Source organism: Bacillus sp. 103mf (assembly GCF_900116295.1).
GTDB lineage: Bacteria > Bacillota > Bacilli > Bacillales > Bacillaceae_G > Bacillus_A > Bacillus_A bruguierae.
Genome location: NZ_FPAF01000001.1, coordinates 451,753 through 464,551 on the forward strand (window position 1 = coordinate 451,753; position 12,799 = coordinate 464,551).

Annotated in this window: 11 protein-coding genes; all 11 read right to left on the bottom strand. The window is 37.9% G+C overall.

The genetic code is table 11. The annotated features are described in order from the left end of the window. Entirely contained in the window at positions 1-642 is a 642-nt protein-coding gene (locus BM350_RS02185; protein WP_090912708.1) for a thiamine diphosphokinase, read from the bottom strand. A 90-nt stretch (positions 643-732) separates the two neighbouring features. Continuing rightward, positions 733-1,377 carry a ribulose-phosphate 3-epimerase gene (gene rpe / locus BM350_RS02190; protein ID WP_090912706.1) on the bottom strand — a complete coding sequence of 215 codons (645 nt, stop codon included), beginning with the start codon at positions 1,375-1,377 and terminating at the stop codon, positions 733-735. 2 nt (positions 1,378-1,379) lie between these two features. After that, positions 1,380-2,261 (bottom strand): ribosome small subunit-dependent GTPase A, encoded by an 882-nt coding sequence (gene rsgA, locus BM350_RS02195; protein ID WP_090912704.1) that lies wholly within the window; start codon positions 2,259-2,261, stop codon positions 1,380-1,382. A 118-nt stretch (positions 2,262-2,379) separates the two neighbouring features. Next, complete coding sequence (gene pknB / locus BM350_RS02200) at positions 2,380-4,347, bottom strand: Stk1 family PASTA domain-containing Ser/Thr kinase (RefSeq protein ID WP_090912701.1); 1,968 nt, start codon at positions 4,345-4,347, stop codon at positions 2,380-2,382. Between the two features lie 8 nt (positions 4,348-4,355). Next, positions 4,356-5,108, bottom strand: coding sequence for a Stp1/IreP family PP2C-type Ser/Thr phosphatase (locus tag BM350_RS02205; protein ID WP_090912699.1), 753 nt, complete (start codon positions 5,106-5,108; stop codon positions 4,356-4,358). Between the two features lie 4 nt (positions 5,109-5,112). Then, positions 5,113-6,201, bottom strand: a complete 1,089-nt coding sequence (gene rlmN / locus BM350_RS02210) for a dual-specificity RNA methyltransferase RlmN (RefSeq protein WP_090912696.1) — start codon at positions 6,199-6,201, stop codon at positions 5,113-5,115. Positions 6,202-6,205: 4 nt separating this feature from the next. Then, complete coding sequence (rsmB, locus tag BM350_RS02215; RefSeq protein WP_090912694.1) at positions 6,206-7,540, bottom strand: 16S rRNA (cytosine(967)-C(5))-methyltransferase RsmB; 1,335 nt, start codon at positions 7,538-7,540, stop codon at positions 6,206-6,208. Further along, positions 7,537-8,481, bottom strand: coding sequence for a methionyl-tRNA formyltransferase (gene fmt, locus BM350_RS02220; protein ID WP_090912692.1), 945 nt, complete (start codon positions 8,479-8,481; stop codon positions 7,537-7,539). The genes rsmB and fmt overlap by 4 nt, the downstream gene beginning before the upstream one ends. A 16-nt stretch (positions 8,482-8,497) precedes the next feature. Continuing rightward, the gene (def, locus tag BM350_RS02225) at positions 8,498-8,974 is read right to left on the bottom strand and encodes a peptide deformylase (protein WP_090912690.1); all 477 of its coding nucleotides are present in this window, start codon (positions 8,972-8,974) and stop codon (positions 8,498-8,500) included. Between the two features lie 140 nt (positions 8,975-9,114). Then, positions 9,115-11,520, bottom strand: coding sequence for a primosomal protein N' (priA, locus tag BM350_RS02230; RefSeq protein ID WP_090912688.1), 2,406 nt, complete (start codon positions 11,518-11,520; stop codon positions 9,115-9,117). After that, positions 11,517-12,722: a bifunctional phosphopantothenoylcysteine decarboxylase/phosphopantothenate--cysteine ligase CoaBC gene (gene coaBC, locus BM350_RS02235; RefSeq protein WP_090912686.1), complete on the bottom strand. Its 1,206-nt coding sequence runs from the start codon at positions 12,720-12,722 to the stop codon at positions 11,517-11,519. Before coaBC ends, priA begins: the two co-directional genes overlap by 4 nt. Positions 12,723-12,799: the final 77 nt, after the last annotated feature.

The window sequence follows — 12,799 nt, forward strand, 5'->3', positions numbered from 1 at the left end:
TCAATCAGTGCTTCTTATCACCATTAATATGCCAGAGGTAAATGAAAAAGTACCTTTTTCCGCAACGAGTTCATTACTAATACAAAGTGTCGATCCCCATTTTATCGTTTTATCATTAAGGGGATATTTAAAACCACGAAGTGTAATTCCCGTCACTATTTCTGTCATTGGAACAAAGGATATGTAAGGAAATGATGAATTTTTTTCAATTGTATATGTACCGGATTCCCTAACTGAAATTTCATTTTTATAATCTACAATACTTATATTGATATTGGATTGTAAACCTTTTATTAACATTTGAATGTTTGCTAAACTATGATCCAGCCTTCCACCTGTTGCACCAAAAATACGAATTTGTTCTGGTTGTTGCTTTAAAGCCCAGTTAATCGCAATCTCTAAATCGGTTTGATCCTTTTCTTTCGGTACAATATGCAGATCATGTTTCTGCTTTTGCATCCATACTAGTTCCTCTTTTGTAACAGAATCATAATCACCAAACGCTACTTCTGGCATGATTCCAAACTGCAACAAATGGTATACTCCGCGATCAACAGCTGCCCATACAACCTCTTCACTCTCATATTTAGAAAAATCTGCCCAGCACTCTACTGGACCCCCAGCTAAAATATGAATAATCACGTTCTCTCTCCTCCTATAGAAAAAAGGCAATCTGCTAATAGCTAGATTACCTTTTTCTTTTAAACAATATTCCTATCTACTGCTTCCTTTTTATCCGCGAATCGCAGCAATTGCTGCTCCGCGATCTTTTTCATTATATACTGCAGATCCAGCAACGAGAACATTCGCTCCTGCTTCTACACATAATTTTGCTGTTTCTACATTCACGCCGCCATCAACTTCAATCTCTACTTGCAAATTACGTTCACGAATCACATCAGCAACTTGTTTAATTTTCGGCAATACAGAATGAATGAACTTTTGTCCGCCAAATCCTGGATTTACCGTCATAAATAGCACCATGTCTACATCTTCTAATACGTGTTCAATCATAGAAACCGGTGTATGTGGATTTAAAACAACACCCGCTTTAATGCCTTGTGATTTAATTAATTGAATTGTACGATGTAAGTGCGGGCAAGCTTCTACATGTACCGTAATAATGTCAGCGCCTGCTTTCGCAAAAGTCTCAATATACTGATCCGGATTTTCAATCATAAGATGAACATCTAATGGTAAAGAGGTAATCGGGCGAATAGCTTCCACAATTAACGGTCCAATTGTAATGTTTGGAACAAAATGTCCGTCCATTACATCGACATGTATGTAATCTGCTCCGCCTTTTTCTACATCTTTAATTTCTTCTCCCAATCTTGAAAAATCTGCTGATAAAATCGATGGTGCAATTTTAATCATAATTAATACCTCGGCTTTCTCTCTCTAATTTCTTCAATAAATTGCACATAGTGCTCATAACGATAGCTTGTAATATTCCCTTCTTCTACCGCTTCTTTCACCGCACACTTCGGTTCAGAAAGATGTGTACAACCTCTAAATTTACAGTATTGACTCTGTTCTTTCAACTCTGGAAAACAATATGTGAGATCTTCTACTTCTATATCGATGAAATCGAGTGAACTAAATCCAGGTGTATCCGCCACAAGCCCACTTCCTACTTCAATTAATTCCACATGTCTTGTCGTATGCTTACCTCGTCCTAAATGAGCTGAAATCCCACTCGTTTTTAGTGCTAAATCTGGACGTAACACATTTAAAAGCGAAGATTTGCCTACACCAGATTGACCTGCTACAACGGAAACACATCCTTCTAAAAACGGCTTTAACACTTCTATACTTTCTGATGTTGTCGTTGAAGTGAATATAACGTCATATCCAATTTCCATGTAATCCTTCGCATATGCCTCAATCTTTTCACGTGTTTTCATATCTATTAAGTCCATCTTACTAATACAAATAATTGGCTTAATGTTATGAAACTCAATTAAAACTAAAAACCGATCTAATAGCAATGGATTGAATTCTGGTTCTACGGCTGAAAACACAAGAAGTGCTTGATCAATATTCGCAATCGGCGGACGCACGAGTTCATTTTTTCGTTCTAATATCTCTAGAACATATCCTTCACTCGGATTATCAGCTTGAAATACAACTTGATCACCAACAAGCGGTGTAATCTTATGCTTACGAAATACACCACGCCCTCGGCACTGCGTGATCCCTTCTTCATGCTGCACATAGTAGAACCCACTTAAAGCTTTTATAATTTTCCCTTCTGGCATACATTCTCTCCTTTATTTATCTTGTCCTAAAAGACATAAAAATAGCTATTCATAATAGACCTTAGAACGAGATTCGTTCAACTCACCATTTATCATTATTTTTAATAGGAGTTTCACTTTATTGCGTTGGATACAAAACTTCTTTTTCAATTAAGGTCGTTCCGTCACGAACAATTTTGTAACGCCCTTTTTTTCCTTCTTGAATAATAAAGTCAAGAGAGACTGTCGTTGACTCTGTTATCGTTCTCGTTTCAAACGGTTTATCCATAGTATTTTGCATATCTTCTTTATATATTTCAATTTTTTGTGGTGTTTTCTCTCCAGTTGCTGGTCCTTGATACTGAATCGGAATATTGTCAACTTTTACAATTTTTGTTGGTTTTTCTTTTTGTCCTTCAGAGACAGTAATTGTTACTTTTGCCCCTTCTTTTAAGTTCGTGTCTGGCTTTGGTGATTGGGAAATAACAAGCCCCTTCTCCACTGTATCGGAATACTCTCTCTTTATTTCTGGCACTAGCTTTTTCTCGTTTAAATAGCTATTCACACTACTTTCTGTCCAACCAGAAAAATCAACGAGTCGTATTTGTTTTGGTCCTTTACTAATCCAAGCCTTTACCTCTTGCTCTTCTTCTACAATAGATTGCCCTGCTTCTGGACTTTGTTCCACAATTTCACCTTGCGGCTTGTCACTTTCAATATAATAAGGAATAACCCCTTTATATGGAGTCAATTCATCTTTAATCTTTTCATAATCTTTCCCTATTAAATTAAGCATTTTTTTCTTTTGCTTTCCACCTGATTTGAAAATCGTAATTTTTGTATTTGCTCGTACAACTCGTCCTGCCGCTGGACTTGTTTTAATAACCTTACCTTCTTCCACTTCATTCGTATATATAACTTGCGGTGATGATGTCAATTCAAATCCTTTATTCCCAAGTATATTCACTGCTTTTTCATATGTCATTCCAGACACATCTGGCACTTTAACTTCCTTTGGAATAAAGAAACCTGGAATCACCGTCACTGCCAATATTCCACAAACAACTAAAAATAGGAACGTCGTTAACAAAATTTTAAGCCAACGATTGCTTTTTTTCTTCTTTTGTTCTTCTGGTTCGTCCTGCTGCTTTTCTTCTTTCGACTTTCCAGGTAAAACAATTGTTTCTTCAGTATTTGCACTTATTAACTGTTCCTGCTGAATGATAGGAATCGCTTTTGTTGCTTCCATATCTTCTGGTATATAGAAAGGTTGTTCATTTATTCGTTCTGGATATAATGCAGTTTCAATATCACGTTTCATTGCATTTACAGACTGATAACGATGAAACGGATCTTTCGCTGTTGCTTTTAAAATAATATTTTCTACACTTTGCGGAATATCAGGATTCCACCTTTTGGGAGATGGTGTTTCATTTTGTAAATGTTTAAGCGCAATAGAAACAGCAGATTCTCCAGAAAACGGCGGCCTTCCAGTTAATAATTCAAACATTACAATCCCAAGCGAATAAATGTCTGATTGCTTATTTGCAACACCACCTCTTGCCTGTTCAGGAGATAAATAATGAACAGAACCAAGCACAGAATTTGTGTGTGTTATAGTAGTTGCACTTGTCGCAGTTGCAATCCCAAAGTCTGTAACCTTCACAACACCATCATTTCGAATTAAAATGTTATGAGGCTTAATATCACGGTGGACAATTTCAAAATGATGCGCATGAGCCATCGCAGCAGTTAATTGTTCCATAATATTAATTGCTTCTTCTACAGGAAGAAGACCTCGCTGTTGTATGTATTGTTTTAACGTTTGACCTGGTACATATTCCATAACAAGATAATAGATTCCATCTTCTTCTCCAACATCATACATATTCACAATATTTGGATGCGATAACGTTGTAACCGACTGTGCTTCTCGATGGAAACGCTTAATAAATTCTTCATTATTTGAATAGTCAAGCCGCAGCATTTTTACAGCTACATCACGATCGAGTATGTCATCATGTGCCAAATATACATTGGCCATTCCCCCGCCGCCAATCATTTTTAGTAGCTTGTAACGGTCATTTAGGCGTCTTCCAATCATCACGTTGTCATTCACCTACTTTCGTTCGCCGAGTCCGCATAATCAATAATGACAAGAGTAATATTGTCTTCCCCTCCAAAATCATTTGCAAGCTGCACAAGCTGCTCACTTTTTGCTTGCAGAGGCTCATCAGATTTTAAAATCTCTTGCATATTACTCATTGCAACTTTATTAGATAACCCATCCGAACAGAGTAACAGTTGATCTCCCTCTTCTAATACTAAGGTTTTCACATCTAATATAACGGTTTCTTCCGTACCAAGTGCCCTAAGTAAAACATTTTTTCTAGGATGATATTCAGCATCTTCTTTTGAAATTTCTCCATGCCGAACGAGTTCATTTACAAGGGAATGATCTTCTGTAACAAGTGACATATAATCATCTGATAACATATAACAGCGACTATCTCCAATATGACCAATCGTAACAAAAGTATCCGTACATATAGCAGCAACGATTGTTGTCCCCATTCCACTACATTCTGGATGTTCTCCAGAATATTTATATACTCGTTCATTAATAATTTGAGCATGATTATGTAACCATTGTTCTGCTTTTTTAGGCGTATCCATATTATACGTTTGTTTCCAATAGTCATGGAACAATTGGATTGCCATCGAGCTAGCAACATCGCCCGCTCGATGACCTCCCATTCCATCTGCTACAACAGCTAAAACCTCTCCATCTAAATTATGAAATACTCCTGCACTATCTTCATTATGTTGACGAACCTTCCCTTTATCAGATAGAAACACGGTTTTCATTATCTCACCTCGTCTCTTCTTTGCGCTCCTTTGCACGCAATTGACCGCAGGCTGCATCAATATCATGACCTTGTTCACGACGAATTGTTACGTTAACACCACGATCTTTTAATGTTTTTTCAAACAAGAAAATTTGTTCACGCGGCGTTCTCACATAATCGCGTTCTGGTACGTAGTTAACTGGAATTAAGTTAACATGACATTTTACACCTTTTAACAGCTGAGCTAATTCTACAGCATGTTCGACTTGGTCATTTTCTCCTCCAAATAAGCCATATTCAAACGTAACACGGCGCCCTGTTTTTTCAGTATAATATTTAATAGCTTCCATTAAATCTGGCAGCTTGTACGCTCGGTTAATTGGCATTAATTTTGAACGCAGCTCTGTATTTGGAGCATGTAAAGAAACCGCAAAATTAATTTGTATGTTTTCTTCCGCAAACTTATAAATTTTCGGGATAATCCCACTTGTTGATACCGTCATATGACGCGCTCCAATGTGAAGTCCTTTTTCATGATTCACGATGCGTAAAAACGCCATTAAACTATCATAATTATCAAATGGTTCTCCAATTCCCATCACGACAAGAGAGCTGACACGCTCATCTGTAGCGTCTAACTCACGTTGTACTTCGACAACTTGTGCAACAATCTCACCAGCTTCTAAATTACGTTTTAAACCGCCAAGTGTTGATGCACAAAACGTACAGCCAATTCGGCAGCCAACTTGTGTTGTCACACAAATTGAATTTCCGTATTCATGGCGCATTAATACTGTTTCAATAGAATAGCCATCATGCAGTTGAAATAAAAATTTAATCGTTCCATCTGAAGACGTTTGTTTTACTAATGTTTTTAAAGTTGTAATATCAAAGGAATTCGACAATTTTTCACGCAATCCTTTAGAAAGGTTTGACATATCCTCAAAAGTTGTTACTCTTTTTTTGTATAGCCAATCAAAAACTTGACCGGCACGGAATTTAGGTTCTCCTTGTTCTTTTAACCATTGTTCCATATCATGAAGCTGCAAGGAGTAAATAGATGGTTTTTTTTCTTCTAATTCTTTTTTTTGTTTTTTCACAGTTGTTTCCATGATGCTACACCTTCTTTCTTAAACAAGCAATATAAAATCCATCCGTTGCAAAGTAATGCGGCAAAATTTGCAATCCACCTTCTACTACATACGGATGCACAGCTTTTGGCAGTCGTTCTTTCACCGTTGTATCCCATTCAAATTCAGGATGTGATTGTAAAAACTGCTCTATTACTTGTTCATTTTCTACTTTCTCAATTGTACACGTACTATAAACAAGGCGCCCTCCCTTTTTCAACAAAGGCGCTACCTTTTCTAAAATGGATAGTTGAATATTGGCAAGTCTTTCACTATCTTCTTTTTGTTTTCCCATTTTAATATCTGGTTTACGGCGAATTACCCCAAATCCAGAACACGGGGCATCTACTAATACTTTATCAAAGCTCTCTTGTTCAAAATGCTCTTGCACTTTCCGTGCATCAAGTGCTTTTGCTTCTACATTCTCTAGTTGAAGGCGCTTTGCTTGCTGCTGAATTAAACGCACTTTATGTGGGTGTAAATCAAGAGAGATAACTTTTCCCGTTCCTCCCAAACGTTCAGCAATATGCGTCGTTTTCCCACCAGGAGCAGCGCAGCTATCAAGAATTATCTCTCCTGCTTCTGGATCAAGCGCACGAGCTACAAGCATAGAACTTTCATCTTGAATAGATAACACTCCTTCTTGAAATGCTTCTGTATGAGCTACATTCCCTTTTTCAATTTGAATCGCATCTTCCGATAAATCGCCACGCTTTACCTGAATCCCTTCTGTTTCTAACATTTTGAGCGCCGCTTCTACAGACGCTTTTGCTACGTTAACCCTGGCTGTCGGAACTGGCGGGAGTAAGTTTACTTCACACATTTGCCTTGCTGTTTCAATTCCGTACGCTTCTATCCACTCTTTTACAAGCCATTCTGGATGACTAGTTGCAATAGCAAGGCGCTTTTCTGGACTTTTAATCTCATCTAGCGATGGAACACCTTCACGCTGAATCGAACGAAGTACTCCATTCACAAGTCCGGCGATTCCTTTATGACTACGACGCTTCGCAATTTCAACTGCTTCATGAATGGCTGCCCGCTCTGGAACACGATCTAAATACAACATTTGATATAAAGAGAGACGAAGCAATACTTTTACCCATAGTTCAATCTTTTTTCGTAAAAACGGCTGTAAATAATAATCAAGTGTATCACGTCTTTGGATTGTTCCATATACAATTTCAGTTAACAATCCAACATCTTTTTTATCAATGCTACTTTTTTCAATAAGGTTATTTAAAAGCAAGTTGCTATATGCGCCGCTTTTTTCAACTTGCACTAAACCGTCAAGAGCTAATTCACGAACATTTTGTTTCATGCGTCTTCTCCTAACTTCGTACCCATTTCAGGTTTTGTTCCACGTAAAAATTGTGAACAATCCATACGTTTTTTACCAGACGGTTGCAACTCAGTAATTTTAATTGCCGTTTCATTTCCTGTTGCCACAACGAAACCATCCTCTTCAATTGCAACAACTGTTCCCGCTTCAGCTTTCTCTGTTACAGGAACTTTTTCTCCCCACCATACTTTTACAACTTGTCCTGCTAATGTCGTATAAGCAACTGGCCAAGGATTTAATCCCCGAATATGATTGTAGATCTCTTCTCCTGTTTTCGTCCAATCAATCTTTTCCTGCTCACGTTTAATATTATAAGCAAATGTTGCTTCTTCCTCATTCTGTTTAATTGGTTCTAACTTTCCTTGTATTAAAAGCGGAACTGTTTCAGATAATAAATGAGCTCCAGCTACGCTTAATTTATCAAATAACGAGCCGGTTGTTTCACGTTCTGTAATTTCCACTTCTACTTGCGTTAAAATATCACCAGCATCTAATTTTTCAACCATATACATGATTGTAATGCCTGTTTTTTCTTTTCCTTGCATAATAGAATAATGAATAGGTGCACCGCCGCGAAGTTCTGGAAGTAACGAAGCATGAACATTAATACATCCATATTTCGGCGCTTCTAAAATTTCATTTGGTACGATTTGTCCAAATGCAGCTGTCACAATCAAGTCCGGCTCTAATGCCAACACCTGTTCATATTCCTCTTTTTCACGAATCTTTAACGGTTGTAACACCGGAATACCATGTTTTTCTGCTTCAACCTTCACAGGCGTTGGGGTTAACACCTTTTTTCTACCTACCGGACGATCGGGCTGTGTCACAACACCAATCACATCATATCCATCTTCAATAAGACGACGAAGCACCGGCACTGAAAAGTCCGGTGTTCCCATAAATACAACTTTCACCATTTAAAAAACTCTCCTTTTACATCTCTTCTAATTCATTTTCCTCATAATATCGCGTTACTTTAGATGTAAATAACACACCATGTAAATGATCGATTTCATGTTGGATTGCACGGGCCAAAAAGCCGTCTGCTTCTAATAAAAACACTTTCCCGCGGCGATTTTGGGCACGTACTTTAATATACTCAGCACGTGTTACATCACCAAAAAGCCCCGGAAAACTTAAGCAGCCTTCGGGACCTACTTGTTCACCACGTTGTTCTAAAATAACAGGATTAATTAATTCAATTTTCCCGTTATCATCATCAATGTCTACAACAGCAACTTGCAGACTTACACCAACTTGAGGCGCTGCTAATCCAACACCATCCGCAATTAACATTGTTTCGTGCATATCTTTTAAAAGCTTCACTAACTTTTTATCAAAATTTATAACACGTTCACACGGCGTTTCTAATACTTCATTTGGATGTTTTACTATTTCTAATGTTGCCATACTGCTCTCCTTTTCAACATACAATCAGATTAAAATAAAGTGAAACTCCCATCAATGAGGGCACTCCTTACTAATAATTAATCTCCCTACTTGTAAATGTTCCACTTTATTTTATCCATTTCCGTCTAAATTCAGTTCTACTACATCAACATAGTTGGATTAAAATCAATTGAGATTTGCAAGTCTTTTTGCATTTCTGCTTGATAATGTTCATTTACCATTTTAAGCACGTACTTTAAGTTTGGTTCCCGTTTGTATTTTATCATGCATTGGTAGCGATATCTATCTTTTATACGAGGAATTGCCGAAGCAACCGGACCTAAGATCATCGTTTGCTGTGAACAATGTTGTCTTAAAAAACCAACAATTTTCTCTGTTACCTGCACTGCTTTTAACAATTCCGGATGAGATACTGTAACTAATGCAACGTAATAATATGGTGGATATTGCCGCATTTTCCTCATATACATCTCACGTTCAAAAAATATATCATACTTCTGCTGTTTTGCTAATTCTATACTATAGTGTTCAGGCGTATACGTTTGAATCACTACTTCTCCTGGAAGTTCATGACGTCCAGCTCGGCCGCTTACTTGTGTTAAAAGTTGATATGTTTTTTCACTTGCCCGGAAATCCGGCAAATGCAGCATTGTATCTGCTGTCAATACACCTACAAGCGTCACATTTGGAAAATCAAGACCTTTCGCAATCATTTGCGTTCCAAGTAAAATATCTGCCTCGCCTGCCCCAAATGACTTCAGAAGCTTTTCATGCATCCCTTTACGACTTGTCGTATCCACATCCATTCGAATAACGCGTGCTTCTGGAAACAATTTTGTAATTTCCTCTTCAACCTTTTGTGTTCCTGTTCCAAAGAAGCGGATATAGGTACTATTACAAGCAGGACAAGCATTCGGCAAATTTTCCTCATAACTACAATAATGACATTTCAAGCGGTTATTCATTCTGTGATATGTAAGTGAAATATCACAGTGCGGGCATTGCACGACATATCCGCAATCACGGCACATAACAAATGTCGAATGTCCTCTTCGATTTAAAAAAAGCACCATTTGTTCTTTTTTCTCTAATCGATCCGCTATCTTCTCATGAAGAAGCTGAGAAAACATAGAACGATTGCCATCACGAAGCTCTTCTCTCATATCAATAATCTCAACTGCCGGCAAATCCTGTTCATTCATCCGTTTTGTCATCGTAAGAAGTGTATATACACCTTTTTGGGCACGAGCAAACGATTCTAGTGTAGGTGTAGCACTTCCTAATACAACAGAACAATTGTGATATTCTCCCCGCCGAATTGCAACAGAACGTGCGTGGTAGCGTGGATTGTCCTCTTGTTTGTAACTCGATTCATGTTCTTCATCAATAATAATAATTCCTAAATTCTCAAATGGTGCAAAAATTGCTGAACGCGCCCCTACAACTACTTTAACTTCTTTCCGTAAGATTTTACGCCATTCATCATATTTTTCCCCAACAGACAATGCACTATGAAGAACTGCAACTTGCGAGCCAAAACGCCCTTTAAAACGATCCACCATTTGCGGCGTTAACGAAATTTCAGGTACAAGTACAATGGCTTCTTTCCCTTTTCTAAGCACTTCTTCAATTGACTGTAAATAAACTTCTGTTTTTCCGCTTCCTGTGACACCGTACAGTAAAAACGTCTCATGCTGCTCTTCTGTAATAGAAGTTAAGATCGGTGTAATCACCTGTCGTTGCTCTTCTGTAAGCGGGAATGGTTTTGTACGCTCAAAAGCATCATCATCATACGGATTCCGGTATACTTCCACATATTTTTCAGCTAACAAACCTTTTTTCACAAGAGATTTAATGGGAGCATCAGTCATTTGCAATTCTTCCATTACTACTTTTAACGGTACGGACTGATAGTGTTCCATGAAATAATACAATACATCTTGCTGCTTTTTACTCTTTAGATGAAAGGCCGTTTCCTCTAATTCTTCATGAGGCAAAACAGGTTGAATCATTTTTTGTTTTTTCTTTTGCGCCTTATCCTTTACTTCATAAACAACTTCTACATTCCCTTTTGCAATTTCTGTTTGCACTGCACGGTACATCTGTGGTTGTTCATCAAGCACATTCCAATCGATGCTTTCTTTTCCTTGAAAAAGCAATTTCACATTGGCCGCTACGTCTTCCGGTCTATAAAGACGTAGCTGTTTTTTATATGTCGCTTTAATTGCTGTTGGCAACATAACTTGGAATGCTGAAATTGTGAAACAAAGCGTTTCTTCTGTAAGCCAACTTCCAAGTTGCAACAATTCCTCATTTAACACAGGTGTAACATCTAACAATTCATGCAATGTTTTTAACTTATTTACATCTACATCTACTGTATCTTTTATCCCGATGACAAATCCTTGTAATTTTCGCGGTCCAAATGGAACAACGACTCGCATACCCGTTTGAACAAGATCTTCCCAACGTTTAGGAATAATATAATCGAATGGCCTATCCGTTTGCCTTGCTGGAACATCGACAATTACACTTGCAAATTTCATGCAGGATCCTCTTCCAGCATTTTTTCAACTTGTAGTAAAATTTCTCTCGCTACTTCTTGCTTTGTTAGCAGCGGCAATTCAATCACGGCGCTATTTCGTTTATACATCGTCACAATATTTGTATCTGTACCAAACCCTGCACCTTCTGCTTTTACATCATTGGCAACAATCATATCAGCATTTTTCTCGCGTAATTTTTTCGTTGCATACTCTTCAACGTTTGTTGTTTCTGCTGCAAAACCAATGAGTAATTGATGTTCCTTTTTCTCACCTAATGTTTTCAAAATATCTGTCGTTCTTTCTAATTCAATAACTGTATCGCCGCTTTTCTTTTTCATCTTCTCATCGTATACAAACTTTGGACGGTAATCCGCTACTGCTGCTGTTTTGATTACAACATTCATATTGGCATAATGATGTAAAACTTCCTCTAACATATCTTGTGCAGATTGTACTTGTATTGTCGTTACATTCGCAGGGGGCGTTAGCGCCGTTGGACCAGAAATAAGAATGACTTCTGCACCAAGACTTGCCGCAACTTCCGCAAGTGCATATCCCATTTTCCCAGAAGAAAAATTCGTCATAAAACGAACTGGATCAATTTTTTCACGTGTCGGACCTGCTGTCACCAATATTCGTTTGCCTTGAAGCGGCTTCTCTTGTGAAAAATGCATTTCTAACATTGACACAATATTTTCTGGTTCTTCTAATCGGCCTTTGGCAACATATCCGCAAGCCAAAAAGCCCTCTCCAGGCTCAATAAATGTATAACCTAACTGTTTTAACGTTTGCATGTTTTTTTGGACAACTGGATTTTCGTACATATGAACATTCATCGCAGGTGCAATCCACACTGGAGCCGTTGTTGCAAGAAGCGTCGTTGAAACCATATCATCGGCAAGACCATTTGCAAATTTACCAATAATGTTTGCTGTCGCCGGTGCAACAAGAACAATATCAGCCCAGTCTGCTAAATCAATATGAGCAATAACTGCTGAATCTTTTTCATCAAATGTATCTGTGTATACATCATGGCGAGAAAGCGCTTGAAACGTAAGCGGTGTAACAAACTTCATTGCCGATTCACTCATCATCACTTTCACAAGCGCACCTGCCTGTGTTAATTTACTTGTGAGCGCAGCTGCTTTAAATACAGCAATGCCACCTGTGACACATAAAAGTATTTTTTTTCCATTTAGCATAAGCCTCGTCCTCTTTCTTTTATGAAACTTAGTCCTATATGAATCCATTTTGATTTTTCGACATATAGATCTCTGCT